Annotated in this window: 15 protein-coding genes; all 15 read left to right on the plus strand. The window is 48.7% G+C overall.

Annotated elements, in window-relative coordinates; translation table 11 throughout:
- The first annotated feature begins 48 nt into the window (after window positions 1-48).
- The 15 genes from UC15_RS17945 (at window position 49) to UC15_RS18020 (ending at window position 19,261) form a co-directional block, all read left to right on the plus strand.
- Window positions 49-702 (plus strand): response regulator transcription factor, encoded by a 654-nt coding sequence (locus UC15_RS17945; protein ID WP_112289827.1) that lies wholly within the window; start codon window positions 49-51, stop codon window positions 700-702.
- 32 nt (window positions 703-734) lie between these two features.
- Window positions 735-2,270: an EAL domain-containing protein gene (locus UC15_RS17950; protein WP_112289829.1), complete on the plus strand. Its 1,536-nt coding sequence runs from the start codon at window positions 735-737 to the stop codon at window positions 2,268-2,270.
- Window positions 2,271-2,925: 655 nt separating this feature from the next.
- Complete coding sequence (locus tag UC15_RS17955) at window positions 2,926-3,411, plus strand: fimbrial protein (protein WP_112289852.1); 486 nt, start codon at window positions 2,926-2,928, stop codon at window positions 3,409-3,411.
- Between the two features lie 97 nt (window positions 3,412-3,508).
- Window positions 3,509-4,267 carry a fimbria/pilus periplasmic chaperone gene (locus UC15_RS17960; RefSeq protein ID WP_198659726.1) on the plus strand — a complete coding sequence of 253 codons (759 nt, stop codon included), beginning with the start codon at window positions 3,509-3,511 and terminating at the stop codon, window positions 4,265-4,267.
- Window positions 4,245-6,815 carry a fimbrial outer membrane usher protein gene (locus tag UC15_RS17965; protein WP_112289832.1) on the plus strand — a complete coding sequence of 857 codons (2,571 nt, stop codon included), beginning with the start codon at window positions 4,245-4,247 and terminating at the stop codon, window positions 6,813-6,815. Before UC15_RS17960 ends, UC15_RS17965 begins: the two co-directional genes overlap by 23 nt.
- A 15-nt stretch (window positions 6,816-6,830) precedes the next feature.
- Complete coding sequence (stbD, locus tag UC15_RS17970; RefSeq protein WP_112289833.1) at window positions 6,831-8,165, plus strand: fimbrial usher protein StbD; 1,335 nt, start codon at window positions 6,831-6,833, stop codon at window positions 8,163-8,165.
- On the plus strand, window positions 8,131-8,868 hold the full coding sequence (locus tag UC15_RS17975; protein ID WP_112289835.1) for a fimbria/pilus periplasmic chaperone: 738 nt from the start codon (window positions 8,131-8,133) through the stop codon (window positions 8,866-8,868). Before stbD ends, UC15_RS17975 begins: the two co-directional genes overlap by 35 nt.
- A gap of 159 nt (window positions 8,869-9,027) precedes the next feature.
- Window positions 9,028-9,552: a hypothetical protein gene (locus UC15_RS17980; protein ID WP_198659727.1), complete on the plus strand. Its 525-nt coding sequence runs from the start codon at window positions 9,028-9,030 to the stop codon at window positions 9,550-9,552.
- Window positions 9,553-9,566: 14 nt separating this feature from the next.
- Complete coding sequence (locus UC15_RS17985) at window positions 9,567-9,872, plus strand: hypothetical protein (RefSeq protein ID WP_112289838.1); 306 nt, start codon at window positions 9,567-9,569, stop codon at window positions 9,870-9,872.
- Between the two features lie 106 nt (window positions 9,873-9,978).
- Entirely contained in the window at window positions 9,979-11,691 is a 1,713-nt protein-coding gene (locus tag UC15_RS17990) for an ABC transporter ATP-binding protein (protein ID WP_112289839.1), read from the plus strand.
- Between the two features lie 773 nt (window positions 11,692-12,464).
- The gene (locus UC15_RS18000; RefSeq protein ID WP_112289843.1) at window positions 12,465-13,532 is read left to right on the plus strand and encodes a porin; all 1,068 of its coding nucleotides are present in this window, start codon (window positions 12,465-12,467) and stop codon (window positions 13,530-13,532) included.
- A 273-nt stretch (window positions 13,533-13,805) separates the two neighbouring features.
- Complete coding sequence (gene dgcN, locus UC15_RS18005; RefSeq protein ID WP_112289844.1) at window positions 13,806-14,816, plus strand: N-acetyltransferase DgcN; 1,011 nt, start codon at window positions 13,806-13,808, stop codon at window positions 14,814-14,816.
- Window positions 14,816-15,781 carry an N-acetyl-D-Glu racemase DgcA gene (dgcA, locus tag UC15_RS18010; protein ID WP_112289846.1) on the plus strand — a complete coding sequence of 322 codons (966 nt, stop codon included), beginning with the start codon at window positions 14,816-14,818 and terminating at the stop codon, window positions 15,779-15,781. The genes dgcN and dgcA overlap by 1 nt, the downstream gene beginning before the upstream one ends.
- Window positions 15,782-15,811: 30 nt before the next feature.
- Window positions 15,812-17,680: an ABC transporter ATP-binding protein gene (locus UC15_RS18015; protein ID WP_112289847.1), complete on the plus strand. Its 1,869-nt coding sequence runs from the start codon at window positions 15,812-15,814 to the stop codon at window positions 17,678-17,680.
- A gap of 36 nt (window positions 17,681-17,716) precedes the next feature.
- Window positions 17,717-19,261 carry a glutathione ABC transporter substrate-binding protein gene (locus tag UC15_RS18020; RefSeq protein WP_112289849.1) on the plus strand — a complete coding sequence of 515 codons (1,545 nt, stop codon included), beginning with the start codon at window positions 17,717-17,719 and terminating at the stop codon, window positions 19,259-19,261.
- The last annotated feature ends 29 nt before the right edge of the window (window positions 19,262-19,290 follow it).

A 19,290-nucleotide genomic window follows, 5' to 3' on the forward strand; every position in this document is an offset into this window, starting at 1 on the left:
TGGCTTGATAAAATAAAGCGAGGATTTAATCAAAGTAAGGAATAATTAATGGCGTGGAAAAGAAGAGAGAAAGTGGCAATTATGGAACCACTTTCGATGGTCAGTGATGTAATGTCGCAGATCCTGAGAGAAGAGAGTGACATTATTATTGAAGGCACACTTTCTAATTTCATATCCCTCAAGTCTTTGCTGGAATTGCGAAAATTGGATGTGGTTTTCAGTGAGGTTTATGATGTCAATACGTCTATTATTGAAGGCCTGGATTTCTTAAGAAAACTTAAAGCACAATTCCCCGCCATTGATATGATTATTCATACTGAAATAGAAATTCCTGCTTTACTGATTCAGAGTAATGCAGATGCTATCTATATGAAACAATTAGGTGTTGAGGGCTGTCGTGCTTCCGCAGCGCAAATCCTTAATGCAACGAGCATGGTGAGCGTACTCTTTTACGAAGACAGAAAACTTCGTTACGATTTCGAAATGCTAAGCGATTATGAATGGGAAGTGCTGATTATGTTCAGCCAGCAAATGAGCATTACTGAAATTGCGACGAAAATGAAAACCCAATATCGACGCATCAGCCGGGTGAAGCACATCATTATGGATAAACTGAAAGTGAGTAATAATGTGGCATTCAGTCAGTTCATGGCACTTGCCGGAAGCAAGTTTGGCGAGTATCCGCCGGTTTCTTTAAAATAATACCGTATAAACACTTTCATTTCAGGCACACCATGAAAACCGCAAAATCTGTTGGCCGGCCTTTATTATTTCTGTCAGGTACCTTGCTGGTAGCCACATTTATCCTGATTGTCACACATCTCGTTATCGCGACGTATGATCGCGACTATCTGGCTTCCTATGCCCGACACATCATGACGCGCGGACTGGAAGTTGCTGATGAGTCCGGTAAAATCGTCAGTAAAGTGAATGCCATACGCGATGAAACATGCAGTGATAAATTTCTTGATGAAATTCGTTATCTCTCATTTACCTCGGTATTTATCTCAGACATTGGCTACATCCGTGATCACCAGCTGAAATGTACGGCGATGCGCGGCCGTTTACCGGAGCCGGTGACGATGTCGGTGCCCGATGCCATCACCCGTTATGGTCAGCGCATATGGACATCCTTCAGCGGCATGGTAGACCCGCGGATCACCGCCGATATGATGGAATCGAAGAACGTTCTGCTTTTCCCGACACCGGCCGCATTTCGTGACATTTATGTTCCGTATAACGGCTTCGGTGCCGTGCTGATCAACCACCGGCACGACCATGTCTTCAGGCTTTTTGGCGATACCGCCGGACTGGTGCGGGATGTTAACGAAATCCAAGGTTTTGCGTGGTGGCACAAAGCCCGGTTCACGGAATGCAGTAAACGATATGATATTTGCGTGATGGCCAGAAACACACAGATCGGACTTTTCTCCCTTTCAGCCACGGCGACAGTATTTATTATTCTTGCAGCATTAGCAGCCGGTGGAATGTTTACTTTCGCACTCCTGCAATACATCAGTAATACCCGTTCATTACAGAATAAACTCAGGATGGCGATCAGCCGGGATGACATTTATATCAACTATCAACCCTTTGTGGATATTGCTACCGGCAGGGTGATTGGATACGAAGCGCTGGCCCGCTGGAAAGAGGTAAACGGCGACAATATACCACCGGATGTATTTATCAAACTGGCTGAGTCGACACATCAGATTAAGGCGCTCACCCGGTCTGTCGTCACGCGGACGCTGACAGAAATCGCACCACACTTGCGGGAGAATAACGCTTTATTTGTGAGTATTAACATCACTACCGCGGATGTGACTGAGGCAAATTTCAGGGTGTTTCTCGAAGAAGAGGTCGATAAAAGCAGGCTTCACCGTAAGCAAATCGTCTTAGAAATCACGGAACGTTCGACGGCAGACCATCGGCTGCTCAAAGAGTCATTAGCCCGGCTGAGAGATTACGGCTACCGCATTGCGCTGGATGATTTCGGTACCGGTTATTCCAATCTGGATTATCTGAGCAAGTTATCGTTTGATTTTATTAAGATTGACAAGATCTTCACCGATTCTATTGGCAGCCAGTCAGTCAGTTTCAAAATGCTGAAAATGATGCTGGAAATGCTCGCCCAGACCGGTGCGACCATTATTGTGGAAGGAATAGAAGAACAGCATCAGGCGGACTTCTTCCTGAAAGAATATCCACGCATTGTCGGACAGGGCTGGTTTTACGGCAGGCCGGTGGATATTGATAAAATCACTTCCTGAGCGTGTCAGACAGGGGCCTTGTGCCCCTTTTATCTTTGTACCTCCATCATCTGTTCAATCCGCTTTATTTTCATCTCTCATGATTTCCATCTTCTATCTCGCATCTGCTTGTCTAAAGCACATCAATGTCGCCATGGTTTTCCCTTTTGAACGTTTTTGGTGATTCTTGAGCGACATCAATATTTACTCAGTCCTGACATAAACATCATTCTGAAAATATTCAATCTGGTTGTAATTGATATCTTCCGGTTAAATAACACGCCGAATGATTATTTTGCGATCTGTTAATCATCTTAATGACGCAGTTTATAGGTAATCGTTTAATTATATTTAGAATATTCCTAGTTAGGAAATCGTAAAGATGGGAAATGTTTTCTAGATGTTAATGAAAATTGCAGATTATTTCTCTGCCAGGAAAGCGGATCTACATCAATTTAGTGAGTTAGTGTTTTAAATAACTCACATCAGAAGAATAATTCACTAATTTATGCGTTTTTGACGAGATTGATTGCCGAAAAAGCTCGTGACTTTATAGTGACTGGCACTGGCAGCGCAACCCGCTATGGGACCTGCCAGAAGGAAATTAATCTAACGGAGAAAAGACGTGAATAAGAAAATTTTAGTGGCTTGTGGTTTGCTGGTAGCGGGTTATTCAATGACGGCGTCTGCTGTATCTGATAACACTATTTCGTTTCAGGGCGAAGTCACCGATGAAACCTGTTCATTGACCGTAAATGGTAATGACACTGCGCCAATTATTTTATTACCTACTGTCTCAACGTCTGATTTATCTGCGTCAGGTGACGTAGCGGGCGCGACAACGTTCGAAATGGGTGTGAGCGGTTGCACAGGTAGTACTGACTCAACAGCTATTAGCACGGTATTTGTCGGCAATTTGGTTGAAACGACAAATGGCACTTTAGGTAATACTGGTACAGCAGAAAACGTAACAGTTCAAATTCTGGATACAAAAGGCACTGAGATTGACTTAAGTTCAACCTATACGGCCGAAGGCGATCTGACTTTAGCTGCAGGTGACACTGCTTCGACCGCGACATATACCGCTCAATATTATGCGACTGATGTTGCTACAGCAGGTACTGTTGCGGCTTCACTGCAATATGCAGTGACTTATCAGTAAGCGTTAAATAATCGCAAGATGGCAGAACGCTGCCATCTTATTTTATATCATGCGGCGTGCCACTGATATCCGAAAAAATTATGAGTTTAATGTTCATATGTTTAATAATCGCAATCTGATTAGAAAAACAACTGGTCTATTTCTGTTGTTAATATTATCACTACTCTCTGTAATGGCATCTGCCAGTGTCACTATGATTGGCAACCGGATTATTTATCCCTCAGATAACGCTTCAGTAGACGTTGAATTTCGTAATAAAGATATCATTCCTTATGCGGTGCAAACATGGCTGGATGATGGAGATACTGAGTCAACACCCACAACAGGTAAGGCTCCGTTTTTTGCTTCGCCGGCACTCTTTCGAATTGCAGCAAACGGCGGACAGGTGCTCCGTATTGCCTTTAATGGCAGCAGAAATTTGCCGCAGGACCGGGAATCTGTTTTTTACTTTAATTTTCTGCAAATACCCCCGGTGAATGCGGGTGAAGAAAGTGCTAAGCAAAAGAATAAAATGCTAATCATGTTAAAAAACCGTGTGAAGGTTTTTTACAGACCCGTTGCCATTGCCTCCGGAAGTAAAACATTTTTTGATAAAATTAATGTCAATTCTCAGTTACAAAATGGTGGGACAGTTATCAACATTGAAAATAACTCCCCATTTTATGCATCAGTGATTGATGTGAGAATTAAACACGGAAAACAGGTTTACAAACAAAAAGCGGAAATGATTGCACCATTTTCTAAAGGAAGTGTTCTGTTCAAAAAAAACCAGGATATTAAAGGAGCGACAGTTATTGTCGATTATCTCAATGATCAGGGTGCAAGGATAAGCCATGAATATGAGATTAGTCACTAATCATAAAATACTGACGCCATCGCTATTAACTTTATGTATTCTCTCTACTTACATTCCCATGGCGTTAGCTGAAGATTTCTATTTTGATCCCAGCTTGCTGCAGGGTTCTGGCGTATCAGTGAATCTGGATAAACTTAACGAAAAAATTGTCTCGGCGGATGCGGGAACCTATCGCGTAGATCTCTATGTCAATAATAAGCTCGTTAAAGAAAATACTGAGATCACCTTTAGCCGTAAATCTGAGGGTGATAATGTCGCTGTTCAGCCTTGCCTGAATGCTGAAGCTATAAAACTGATTCAGTTAAAAGTGGACGCAGTCAGCTTAATACCTGTTGGTAAACAGTGTATGTGGTTTTCCGATCTCTCAAAAGCCTCATCATGGGAACTGGAACAGTCAACGCAGAAACTGAAACTGCTGATCCCGCAGAGCTTACTTTACCGTCAGCCACGCGGTTATATTCCGGTATCTCAGTGGGACAGCGGCGGCCTGGGGTTATTTGTTAAGCACAATACCAACTATTATGAGACCAGTAGCACCGGTGGTTATAAAACTAAAAATCTGTGGAGCGGACTGAACAGCGGCACCAATATTGGTCTTTGGCAATTAAGAAATCAGTCAAATCTGCGCTATACCGATAATAACGGTCGCACCAGTCATAAATGGACCAGCGTGCGCACCAATGCACAGCGACCTCTGCCATCAATTAATTCCCTGGTGACGCTGGGTGACAGTTATACCAACAGCAGCCTGTTTGGCAGCCTGTCTTTCAATGGCGTCAAACTCGCCAGTGATACCCGAATGATGCCTCAGGGTAAACGCGGCTATGCGCCAGAAGTTCGCGGCGTTGCCAGTACCACTGCGCGCGTTGTGGTCAGCCAGCTCGGAAAAACCATTTATGAAACCGTGGTTTCGCCAGGTCCCTTTGTAATCGACGATTTGTCTAATACCAAAGGCCAGGGCGATCTTCAGGTCACGGTCATTGAAGCTAACGGGCAGACATCCTCTTTTACCGTTCCCTATTCTGCGGTGCCAGATTCTATTCGCCCTGGCTCATGGAACTATGAACTTACCCTTGGGAAAGTGCGGCAGTATTACAGTGTGGATAATGAATTTGTAGAAGGTGTCCTGCAACGGGGGATAAGCAATCGATTCACGGGTAATGCCGGTATTCGTCTGGCGAAAGACTACGAGGCATATTTGCTGGGTGGCGTCATGGCAACACAATTTGGGACTATCGGACTCAATACCACTTATTCATATGCCGTCGCTGAAAATAATAAAACCCAATCCGGCTGGCGTGCGGAAGCCAGTTACAGCAAAACCTTTACAACCGGCACTAATCTGACGCTGGCGGCATACCGCTACTCGACTAAAGGTTTCCGTGATTTGCAGGATGTGCTGGGTGTAAGGCGGGCCGCTGAAAATACCACCACTTACTATTCGGATACGTTGAATCAGAAAAATCAGTTCAGCGCGACCATCGCCCAAAGTTTTAATACATTCGGGTCACTTTCGCTGAATGCCAGCACTTCAGATTATTACAGTAATAATTCACGTATTACTCAGATGCAGCTGGGCTACAGCAATAGCTTTAAAAAGATCAGTTATAACATCAACATTGGCAGACAGCGCACCAGTTACAGTACCCGCAGCAACTACTACAGTGAAGTGGATAACAGTGATAATCGTCAGAAATATACAGAGAACACCATTTCAATCGGTTTCTCAATGCCGCTGGACTGGGGGGATTCACGTTCGAATGTAGCATTCAACGTGGCGAAAAATAAAAGCTCTGAGTCCGCGACTACCAGCGTATCGGGCAGCTTCGGTGAGAAAAGTAATTCTTCTTATTCTGTATACAGCGGTGTAGAAAATTACCAGGAAAACGGTAATAAAATGACCTGGGGTGGTTCACTGCAACAAAATACCTCTAAAGGAACGTTCCGTGGATCTTATTCGCAGGGCACGGGTTATAAACAGTATGGATTGGGTACATCGGGTACGCTGCTTATTCATCCGGGGGGAGTAACCTACGGACCTTATGTCAGTGATACGTTTGCGCTGGTGAAAGCCAAAGGCGCCAAAGGGGCAGAGATTAAAAACGGGCAGGGCGCAAAAATAGACAGTTTTGGATATGCCATTATGCCGTCTTTATCCCCTTACCGTTATAACCAGGTAAGTCTGGATCCTAAAGGCTTAGATTCCAAAGTGGATATTCAGGGAGGAAGCCAGCGTGTTGTACCCTATGCCGGAGCCATCGTGCAGATTAATTTTGAAACCGTGTTTGGCCAGCAGGTATTGATTAATTCAACGCTGAAAAATAATCGAATGATCCCGATGGGTGCAGATGTAACTGATAAGGACGGTACGAATTTAGGCATGGTCGGACAGGCAGGGCAAATTTATGCACGAATTAACGAGCGTTCAGGAGTGTTATTTGTTTCCTGGGGGGAAAGTGATTTAGAACAATGTCGTATTAATTATCAGCTGCCAGCAGCAACTGAAGATAATGAATTTGTTCAGTTAACCTTGCCATGTGAAATGTGATTCTGGAATAAACTTATGCTTAAATTAAAAATTTTTTTTATGCTTATGCTGTTAACGGTATCCATTCCATCTAATGCTACCTGTTACAGAGTTACAAGCACCTCATGGTTATCCAGTGAAATTATTGCTGCGGGATATACTGCCACGAGTTGGTCCGGGGGATCAGATGCTAATTCAGGCAATCTGGGATTCCCCGCAACGATTAGTTTAAGTACTTCATCCTTCACGCCTTCCGGAACACTGCTCGCAAGTAGTACGGCAACGTTCCTCACCGGTGGCTACAGTACGGGATATGCTGCCAACCAAATATTATATCGCTGTGCACTTGCCGATGCAGGTTCCCTGCTGGAATTCTACGCAACGAATGGTGATGATGACACTGGCGGTCGATACGAAACGGAAGAAGTTGAGGGGGCTTATTATACAGCCATGGCAAATGTTGCAATTCGTCTGACTAACGTTAAAACTGGAAATTACTTCTCAAAATATTGGCAGTCAAGAACGTTGACGTCCGACGACTGGGTGCAAGATAGTACTTATATTTATATTCCAGCCAGTGCTTTCAGTGATGTATACGCTGAACTATTTAAAATCAACGATACAACTTACTATAGGAATTCTACTAACTCCCGAAATGCGTATTATTATAGTTATGCTGGCCCGGCTGGATATATTGCATTTCAAGGGCCAGGGATTAGCGCTTCACTTGCTGATGGTCTCTCATCCGATGGCGGCAGTGGAACTTCCGGATGGTATGCAAATTGGCCTGGTGCCTTTTCACTCTATCGGGGGGTTACATTTGTCAGGGGAGCAATGTGTTCTGTTAAAGATTATCCAACCATAGTTATATTGCCCTCAATCAGTGTCCCGGAAATAGTTAATGGTGAGGTCAGCCAACAGTCATTTAGTATAACTTTAAGCTGTGAAGATACAGCCGTATCCAGTGTGAGTGCATCTACAACGACATCAGCCAATGTTGCGATGGGATTCTTAGTTAATGAGGCTACAGCGGTTACAGCCGCGAGTAATTTAGGCCTGACGTCAACTAACGGTGTGACTTATTTACTTGATACCAATTATGGTAGCTCTGGTGTTGCATCCGGTGTGGGGATTCGTATTTATAACGAAAGTGGCACGGCATTGAATCTGTTGTCGAAAACAACTACCGCGACTGGAAATGCGGGCGGCTGGTACGCCTATAAAGATCTGACTACCAGTCAGGGCGACTCTACGGACGGTGTCACCACGTACACCGGAAATTTTACGGCGTCTCTGGAGGCAATCAGTGGCGAAACAGTGACAGCGGGGAGCGTCAATGCGCAGTTACAAGTGGTGGTCAGTTTTCAATAAAGTCACCGTTGCGGCGGGGATTATGCTCGGTTGCACGGCGTTTCACGCCAGCGCGGTGGTTAATGCGGAAAAGACCCGCGTGGTGTTCAACTCGGGAAGTATCGCGGAATCACTGTCATTAGTGAATTCCGAGAAAGAACCGGTAGTGGTGCAGGTCTGGACAGATAACGGAGACCCTACGGTGAGCCCGGATAAGGTCCATACGCCGGTTGTGATCAATCCGCCGGTATTTAAAATGAAACCGGGGGAAATGCGCAATATCCGGCTGTTGATGGTTTCAGCCGGAAGTCTGCCACAGGATCGCGAAAGTCTTTACTGGCTGAATATTTATCAAATTCCGCCAAATACCGAAACACAGCATAAAGATGAAAAACGCGTCGTGCTGCCGTTAAAAATCCGCATGAAGGTGTTTATCAGGCCAGAAAAAGTGGGGGAGCTTAAGGAAAGTGATGCACAGAAATTGCAGTTCAGCATCGACCGTGAGTCGGGCAGTAAAACACTCTTGATACAAAATCCGATGCCGTGGCACCTGACGCTTTCTTCACTTCGTTCGGGAGAGACGGATTTACCCGGTGTGATGGTGGCGCCTTTCACTTCAGAGCGGGTGGAAATTCCGGCAGGGAAAAACCTGTCAGATAAAGTGGAATACGACGTTATCAATGATAATGGTACGCGATGGCAAGCCAGCCAGAAATTAAAATAATCATCCGCATGTTTTTTATTTTAATGATAAAAATGACCTTAGCATTTGATGGGAAATGATTAACTGACCGGTTGCGCCGGTCTTCTCTTGTGACTAATTTTTGATGGCAGGGACAATGGAATAATGTCCACCTTCGGAATCAGTCACAGGAGAGGCATTTTGAAATCAATAATGAAAACCGGGATCGCGATTTTTATTGTCGTAATGACGATCACCGGTTGTTCCACGCATCAGTATGATCCCGCTTTAGATAAACAAATTACTGACTTCCAGGTTAAAGCCGACCGTCAATTTGTGGCCTGGACTGCGCAGGCAATGACTGACAATACGCAACCCGCCTCGCCGGTTGTCGCCTGCCATGCGGCGCCCGTGGTCGCAGGGCAACCGCTTTTGCTGATTTCCCCCCTTTCGGAACCCGACAGTGCGTTCTTTAATTCCGCTGAAACGGATTTAGCACTGATTGAATCCCGCACCAAAATCTTAAATAACAATCCTGCTATTGAACAGCAGATGTCTGGCCTGAGAAATATCTTCTATCAGATTAAATATAAAAGGCAGCATTGTTCGCAACAGGATTCTCCGGCGTATATCACTCTTCAGCGTAAACAGGTTGCTGTGATTATGCAGTCGATGCTGACCTATGAGCTGGTATTAAAAAATGGTACAGAAGCAGTCAATAAATAATAAAGGTGAATACGATGAGTGATATTTTTGATGTTAAAGACAGGGCTATTGCGGCCGCAAAAGCTTCACTGGGGACAAACTGGAATACGGTGGCAAACAGTGCCGTCCCGCAGATTGAAGCCTTACTTCAGCTGACCTGGGAGATTGAAAAAGGTAAAGGCAGTTTCCGGTCGGGAGAATATGAATCTTTGCTGGCGACACAGAAATCCACCTTTGTGGCGGTGCTGGCGACCTATGAAGCGATCACCGAGGAGATCGCCTGGCAGGCACTGAATGCGGCCTTTGCCGTGATTTTAAACGGTGTACGCAAACTTCTGTGAAAACGGTCTTCCGGCGGGGCGGGTCTAAAATTATCTTTATCGATAACCATTTTCATTTAGACTGACGGACTTGCCCGCCTTCGGGTCGTTTCTATGAGGATGCCTGATGCTCCGCCGTTTCTTCTCTTATTACGTTCCTTATAAAAAGCTGTTCTTCCTGGATTTCGGATGCGCCATTCTGGCCGGGTTACTGGAACTGGGTTTCCCGATGGCGATCAAAACCTTTATTGATAAGTTGCTGCCCGCACACGACTGGGTGCTGATCATTGGCGCGACCGTCGGTTTACTGCTGATTTATGTGATCAACACCTTACTGATGGCGATTGTGAACTACTGGGGACACGCGCTGGGCGTCGGGATTGAAACTGACATGCGTGCTCAGGCGTTCAGCCATTTACAGAAACTGTCTTTCCGTTATTACGACAACACCAAAACCGGTCACATCATTACCCACGTCACCAAAGATCTGGAAGAAGTGGGGGAGATTGCGCATCACGGTCCTGAAGATGTGTTCATCGCAGTGATGACCTTTATCGGTGCGTTTATCCTGATGGCGACGGTACATGTCGAGCTGGCGCTGATGACCATCATTATTGTTCCGGCAATGACCTGGATGGTCAGCCGTTATGGCGCGCAGATGACCGACACCTGGCGACGCCTGTTCGGGATGGTGGGTAATTTCAACGCACGTATAGAAGAAAGCATCGGTGGTATTCGCGTGGTGAAAGCCTTTGCCAACGAAGATCATGAGCAAAAGCTGTTTGCGTCGGATAACAATAACTACCGCATCACTAAGCTGAAAGCCTACAAAATCATGACCGCAAGTCTGACGCTGAGTTACCTCAGTACCCGTCTGGTGCAGATCATCGTGATGATCGCCGGAACCTGGTATGTGATTAATGACCAGCTAACGTATGGCGGATTTGTCGGTTTCCTGTTGCTGGTGGAAGTGTTTTTCCGACCAGTGGCGAAAATCAGCTCAGTACTGGAAAGCTATCCGAAAGGGATTGCCGGTTTTAAACGCTTCACGCAGCTTATCGATACCTCACCGGATATCACTGACCGGCCGGGCGCACAGGTGGTCAGTCACTTACGCGGTGACATTCATTACGACAATGTCGTCTTCGGCTACACGCCGGTGAGCAAAATTCTCAACGGCATCACGCTTTCTATTAATGCCGGAGAAACGCTGGCGTTCGTCGGGCCTTCCGGTGCGGGGAAAACCACCTTATGTTCGCTGCTGCCCCGTTTTTATGAGCTGGACAGCGGCAGCATTACCATCGATGGCATTGATATCCGTGACATGACCCAGACTTCGCTGCGTCATAACATCGGCATCGTGCAGCAGGATGTTTTCCTGTTTGGCGGGACAATCCGCGAGAACATTGCTTACGGTAAGCTCGATGCCAGCGAAGCGGAAATTCGCCTGGCCGCCAGTCGCGCACGTCTTGATGACGTGATTGACGCGTTGCCGCTGGGCATGGACACCGTAATTGGTGAGCGGGGCGTGAAGCTTTCCGGCGGTCAGAAACAGCGTTTGTCGATCGCGCGGATATTCCTCAAAAACCCCCCGATCCTGATCCTCGATGAAGCGACGTCCGCACTGGATACGGCGACCGAACAGGCCATCCAGCAGTCACTGGCGGAACTTTCTGAAGGCCGCACCACGCTGGTGATTGCTCATCGTCTGGCAACTATTCAGAATGCCGACCGCATTATTGTGGTCGATAAAGAAGGTATTATTGAGCAGGGCACGCATGAGTCTCTGCTTGCTCAACAGGGTCGTTACGCACAACTTCACGCCGCGCAGTTCCGCTAATCTTCAGCGTCCTCCCTGGTAACGGGGAGGGCCGTCTTACGGATTTCTCGCCACTCAACAGCAAAATGTTCCCCGAAAATTTCCTGATCCGCCTGAGATATGCTCTTTCTTTTAATATGCCCGTTGTAAACAAAAGCCCGTTTTGAATAAAAATAACCCAATATGGGCAACGGGAAATATTCAACTTCGTTCAATTTAATCACTCAGGTAATTATTGCCTCTCTGATTTTGGCTTTATTTTGTTCAGCATCCTTATTAAAAATCCTAATCGGCAAAAAATTGCGTAGTACAAAAATCTTATGGCTGCTTTTTCTATTAATTAGATAATGAAGTTCACATCAAAATGATTACCATGCTATGCACTATTTAAATGCAACGCCTTTTCAGATAGCACTAATTCCTTAACGATTGTTAACAGAAAAAAACCTTTGGATAAAGGTGATCCCGCTTGCAACTACTTTACAAATTTACAAACTACTTGCACATTAATGGTGCAATGCACTGTGATGGTGCAAATTGTTATGCGAAAACCGCATATAATCAGGGGCTTAGCGCCTTATGATAGAAATATTGTGTTACAACTCTTTACTCAAAAAAGACTTATCGAGGCGAACTTTTCCATTTTAACTTTTCGTGCTCAGTGTTAAGGTTCAAATCGTTTTACAGACAGACGTATTTTAAAACATGTACAAATACTCACAGCCCGATATTTCAGTCCTATAAAAGAACGGGCATGAGAAATCCTTTATAAAAAAATCAAGGAAACTTAAATAATGATGAAGCGCAGTGTGTTGGCCTTAGCGGTCTCTTTAATTGCAGTGGGTTCTACCGCGAATGCAGCTGAGATTTATAATAAAGACGGTAACAAACTGGACCTCTACGGTCGCGTAACCGCTAAGCATTATTTCTCCGATGACAAAAGTTCTGACGGCGACATGACTTATGCGCGTCTGGGCTTTAAAGGCGAAACTCAAATTAACGACACACTGACCGGTTATGGCCAGTGGGAATATAACATTCAGGCTAACCATGCAGAATCTCAGGGCGACCTGGGTAACAAAACCCGTCTGGGCTTTGCTGGCCTGAAAGTGAAAGATTTCGGTTCTTTCGACTACGGCCGTAACTACGGTGTGGTTTACGACGCACTGGGCTTCACCGATATGCTGCCAGAGTTTGGTGGTGATACCGCTAACTCCGATAACTACATGGTAGGTCGTTCAGGCGGCCTGGCCACTTACCGTAACCAGGACTTCTTCGGTCTGGTCACTGGCCTGAACATTGCCCTGCAATACCAGGGTAAAAACGAAGGCGACGGTCGTGCATCTACTAAAGCTAACGGCGACGGTTACGGCGCATCCATCGATTATGAAGATATCGCAGGTTCCGGCATCGGTGCTGTTATCGCAGGTTCTTCATCTGACCGTACTAACGCACAAAGTGACTCCGCTATCGGCGGCGGTGATAAAGCGTCTGCATGGGCAACGGCTCTGAAATACGATGCTAACCAGATTTATCTGTCTGCGATGTATAACGAAACCCGTAACCTGGCACCAATCCCAGGCGGCTACGCGAACAAAACTCAGGGTTATGAGTTAGTGGCACAGTACCAGTTCGAAAACGGTCTGCGTCCGTCAATCGGTTACGTACAGTCCAAAGCGAAAGATGTTGAAGGCGTTGGCGACGCTGATCTGGTTAAATACTTCGAAATCGGGGCGACTTACTACTTCAACAAAAACATGTACACCTATGTTGACTACATGATCAACCAGATCGATGACAACAACAAACTGGGCGTAAGCTCTGATGACATCGTTGCTGTAGCACTGACTTACCGCTTCTAACTTAGTGAACTAAATTATTACCCCATTCTGTGTCTGAAAAAGGTAATCGCAAAGGCAGAGTTTCATTGGCTCTGCCTTTTTTTGTGCCTGTCATTTCTCCCTCCCTGACCGCGTTCCTCATTTTCAAATAACCATAATAAATTCATGCAGCTAAACCTATAGCCGCAGGTTATACCCCAAGGCCAAACAAGTATTCGTCAGCTGCTTTCTCCCGTGGAATATTGACCGGGTCTTATTAAAACCCATTAAAAAAAGAATCCCGGAGAAACTGACATGCAGCAAATTCCAAAGCCGTATCTTTTATTCCTTGGTGATGTGATGGATCCGCTGGCCGCGAAAACCGCGCGTGGCATTCACGTCTGGCGTCCTGAAGCCTGCGTCGGGCAAATTCGTCTGGCGACGGATTCTGTGTCACTGGGATTGCCCGAACTCGACATCGAAACGGCCAAAGCGCAGGGCGCGAAAACCATGGTGCTGGGCACCGCGAACTCCGGCGGTAAATTACCGACACACTGGCTGGATTCGATCAAAGCGGCGATCCGCGCCGGGCTTAACGTCGCCAACGGCCTGCATCAGGGGCTGAACGACATTCCTGAGCTGGTTGAACTGGCTAAAGAGCATCATGTAGCGCTGTTTGACGTGCGTCACATGCAACCGGAACTCGATACCGGCACCGGCAAAAAACGCAGCGGTAAACGTATTCTCACCGTCGGTACCGATTGTTCGGTCGGCAAAATGTACACCTCGCTGGCGCTGGAAGCGGCCATGCGTGAACTGGATTTAAAAGCCGATTTCCGCGCAACCGGCCAGACCGGTGTGCTGGTGGCGGGGGCGGGCATTGCGATTGATGCAGTGATTGCCGATTTTATTTCCGGCGCGGTTGAAGCGCTGTCTCCGGCCAATGACGACGATCACTGGGACATCATCGAAGGTCAGGGCTCGCTGTATCACCCGTCTTTTGCCGGTGTCAGCATGGGGCTTATCCACGGCGCGCAGGCGCATTTATTGGTGATGTGTCATGAGCTTGGTCGCCAGCATATGCGCCATCTGCCACACCAGTTTATGCCAACGCTGCGTCAGTGCCTTGATACCAATCTGGCGGCTGCCAGCCTCACCAGCCCGGATGTCAAAATCGCCGGTTTCTCGCTGAATACGTCGGCTGTCAGCGAAGAAGAAGCGAAAATCGCGCTGGCTGAAATCAGCGAAGAATTCGGCGTGCCTGCCACTGACCCGGTGCGTTTTGGCATCAAAAATATCGCGCAATGGATTAAGGACAACGGCTGATGACTCAGATGACTTTCCAGTCCGTCGAACTGCCGCTGGCAAAGCCGTTTGCGATTTCCCGTGGTACACGCACCGCTGTCACGGTGGTGCGCGTTTCCCTGACCGACGGCGAATTTACCGCCGTCGGAGAATGCACGCCGACCGCCCGTTATCAGGAATCGCCACAAAGCGTGTGCGAACAACTTGAGCTTATCCGCCCGCAGGTGGAACAGGGGCTGAGCCGCGACGCATTACAGCAGGCGTTGCCAATGGGATCGGCGCGTAATGCCCTCGATTGTGCAATGTGGCGTCTTGATGCGGCAAAACAGGGCAAAGACCTGTGGCAACTGCTTGATATGCCGAAGCCTGTTTCCGTGATTACCGCGGAAACACTGAGCCTGGATTCACTGGGAAATATGGCGAAAGCGGCAGAAGTGGCCGTTGCCGGTGGCGCGCAGTTGCTGAAAATCAAACTCGACCGCGAGCAGATAATAGAGAAAGTGGCGGCAATCCGCGCCGCTGCGCCACACGCCACGCTGGTGGTAGACGCGAATGAGGCCTGGTCGGGTTTAGATCTAGGCAGTGTGTTTGAGGCGCTGCATGAATTGAACGTGGCGATGATCGAACAGCCACTTCCTGCCGGTAATGACCACGATCTGGTGCGTTGTTTGCATCCCATTCCTGTCTGCGCCGATGAAAGCTGTCATGAGCGTGCCGATATTGAAGGGCTGCGCGACCGCTACGAGATGATCAACATCAAGCTCGACAAATGCGGTGGCCTGACAGAAGCGCTGGCGATGACCGGCGTGGCGCGGCAGTTCGGTTTGCGGATTATGGTCGGTTGCATGCTCGGTTCTTCCATCGCCATGGAAGCCGCGCTGCCGGTGGCGGTGCAGGCGGAACGTGTCGATCTCGACGGGCCAATCTGGCTGTCGCAGGATGCCGAACCGGCATTGCGTTATGAAAACGGTGAAGTCTGGCTTTAACAGTTCAGCCTATAAAGGAGGCGTTTATTGATGACAGTGCCCATTTTGCAGATTAACGATTTGTCGGTGACGTTTTCCGGCCGGCAAGGCAAAACGCAGGCGCTGAAAGGCGTTTCCTTCTCGGTGAATAAAGGTGAAGTGGTGGCGGTGGTCGGCGAAAGCGGATCTGGTAAGTCCGTCACCTCACTGAGCGTCATGGGGCTGCTGCCGGATTCGGCGCACATTGACGCGGGCAGTATCGAATTTTTTGGCCGTAACGGCACGCGTCATGCGCTGACGTCGATGTCCGCAGAATCACGCCGGAAGCTGCGCGGTCAGGAAATGTCGATGATCTTTCAGGAGCCGATGACCTCGCTCAATCCGGTGCTGCGCGTTGGCGATCAGCTGACCGAAGGGCTGCTGGATCATGGCATCGCCAGTAAAGCCACGGCGCTGAATAAAGCCCGTGAATTGCTGAAACAGGTTCGCATTCCTGACGTCGAACGCATCCTCAGATGTTATCCGCACGAACTTTCCGGCGGTATGCGTCAGCGGGTGATGATTGCGCAGGCGCTGGCCTGTGATCCGGCATTGCTGATTGCCGACGAACCAACAACCGCGCTGGATGTCACGGTGCAGGCGCGCATTCTGCAAATTCTGCGCGACCTGCAACAGGGCACCGAGATGTCGGTTCTGTTCATTACGCATGACATGGGCGTGGTGGCGGAAATCGCCGATCGTGTGGTGGTGATGTATCAGGGCAAAGTCGTGGAGCAGGGCAGCGTGACCGAGATTTTCGCCAACGCCCAGCATCCGTATACCCGCGCATTGCTGGCCGCCGTACCGAAACTGGGTGATATGCAGGGGCTGAAATGGCCGCGTCGCTTCCCGCTGTTAGCCGCCAAAACCGGTCAAAATATTTCGCCCGAAAAGCAATCGGTTGCAGGTGATCTGCCTCACATTCCGCCAGCGGAAGACGACCAGAAAACCGCTGATTATGCTGCGCCACCGCTGCTCGACGTGTGCGGGTTGCGCGTCTGCTATCCGATCCGTTCCGGCGTATTGTCACGCGTGACCAAAGAAGTCCATGCCGTTGAGCAAATTGATTTCTCCATCTGGCCGGGCGAAACGCTGGCGCTGGTGGGCGAGAGTGGCTGCGGGAAATCCACCACAGGCCGCGCAATCTTACGGCTGGTCGGCAGTGAATCCGAAAGCATTCATCTCGAAGGCAAAGAAATTACCCTGATGCGCGACACGCCGTTTCAGGCGGTGCGCCGTCAGATCCAGATGGTGTTTCAGGATCCCTACGCTTCACTCAATCCGCGTCTGACCGTCGGCTTTTCCATTGCCGAACCCTTGTTACTGCACGGCCTGAAAAAGTCACTGGCTGATGCCACGCCTGTAGTGAATCAGTTGCTGAAAAGCGTCGGTCTTGAACCTTCCCATGCGCGGCGTTATCCGCACGAATTCTCCGGCGGACAGCGTCAGCGTATCGCCATTGCCCGCGCGATGGCGTTGCAGCCGCAGGTGATTATTGCTGACGAAGCGGTGTCGGCGCTGGATGTGTCGATTCAGGCGCAGGTAGTCAACCTGATGATGGATTTACAGCGCGATACCGGCGTGGCGTGGTTGTTTATTTCGCACGACATGGCCGTCGTGGAGCGTATCGCCAACCGCGTAGCGGTGATGTACAGCGGACAGATTGTGGAGATTGGTCCCCGCGATGCGGTGTTTAGTAATCCTCAACATTCCTATACCCGACGCCTGCTCAGTTCGGTGCCGGTGGCGGATCCGACGCAGCGTGCGTTGCGTCAGTTCGATGATGTGGAAGTGAAATCGCCGGTGCATCCGGCGGGTGTACAGATAGAAAAACTCAAATATTCCCGCGTCAGTGAACATCACTGGGTCGCACAGGGATAACTCAACTTTCTTTTTTGGGACACACAGGAGAACACCATGCATTCGACTTTACTGCGTAAGAGCCTGCTTGCCGCCGGACTGGCGCTTTGCTTTGCGGCGTCCGCTCAGGCCAAAGATTTGCGTATTTCCATGTATGCGGACGTGACTGGTTTCGACCCGCACGACACCACCGATACGCTGAGTTATTCCATTCAGAGCGGCATCTTTGAACGCCTGTTCCAGTTCGACAGCAAGATGGCCGTCGTGCCGGTGCTGGCGACCGATTACACCAGTAACAGCGATGCCACCGAATTTATCATCAATCTGCGCCACGACGTGACCTTCCAGGACGGTACGCCCTTCAACGCCGACGCGGTAAAAGCTAACCTAGATCGTCTGGCTAATCCGGCCAGTCACCTGAAACGTAACTCGCTGTTCAGCATGATTAAATCCGTCGAAGCCGTCAGCCCGTACCAGGTGAAAATCACCCTCAACAAACCGTTCGGCGCGATGATCAACACCCTCGCGCATCCTTCTGCGGTCATGCACAGCCCGGCATCCCTGAAACAATATCCGAATGAGCAGGATCTGAGTGTGCATCCGGTCGGCACCGGCCCGTTCAAGTTTGTGGAATGGCAGCAGGGTAAAGACGTCAAGCTGGTGAAATACGACAACTACTGGCAGAAAGGCTGGCCGAAAGTGGATTCCGTCACGCTGTATCCGACGCCGGAAGATTCCACACAGGTGGCAAAACTGAAATCCGGCGGCGTGGACGCGGTCTATCCGTTGCCGTCCGATCTGGTGGATACGGTGAAAAGCGATCCGAAGCTGGATATCGCGCAGGATCCGGGCATCTATCTGTATTACATCGCCTTTAATACGCAGAAAAAAGAGTTCTCGGATGTGCGCGTCCGTCAGGCGATTAACTACGCCATCGACCGCAATCTGTGGCTGAAAGTCGGTTTCGCCGGTCTGGGATCGCCGTCCACTTCGCCGCTGCCGAAAAATGTCCAGTTCTATCAGAAACAAACCACGCCGGATTACAGCTATAACATTGCCAAAGCCAAAGCGCTGATGAAAGAAGCCGGATATGAAAAGGGCTTTGACGTTGAAATGTGGAGCTCGAACAAGACCGACCGTATCCGCAGCGCGCAGTTCCTGAAACAACAGCTTTCCCTGATTGGCGTGCGGGTGAAACTGGTGCCGATGGATTCCGGTACGCTGACGCAGCGTCTTTGGAGCACACCGAAACCGGCAGAGGCGAAAGTAGAAATGTATTACGGCGCCTGGTCGGCCTCGACCGGCGATGCAGACTGGGCGTTGCGTCCGCTGTTTGCCACCGAATCTTGGATCCCGTCGGCGTATAACGTCTCTTATTACAGCAACAAACAGGTGGATGCGGCGATCACCGCCGGTCTGCAAACCGCTGACGTCGAAAAACGCAAAGCGGCGTATGCCGATGCCCAGAAATTGTTGTGGGCGGATGCACCGGTGGCCTATCTCGGCGTACCGGACAATCTGGTCGGCAAAAGCAAAGACCTTTCCGGCGTCTATATGCTGGCCGACGGCTCGCTGATTTTTAATCAGGCACAGTTTAAATAATTTTTTGCTCCCGGAGCTTAAGCAGATTT

Source organism: Rahnella sp. AN3-3W3 (genome assembly GCF_003263545.1).
In the GTDB taxonomy this organism is placed as follows: Bacteria; Pseudomonadota; Gammaproteobacteria; order Enterobacterales; family Enterobacteriaceae; genus Rahnella; species Rahnella variigena.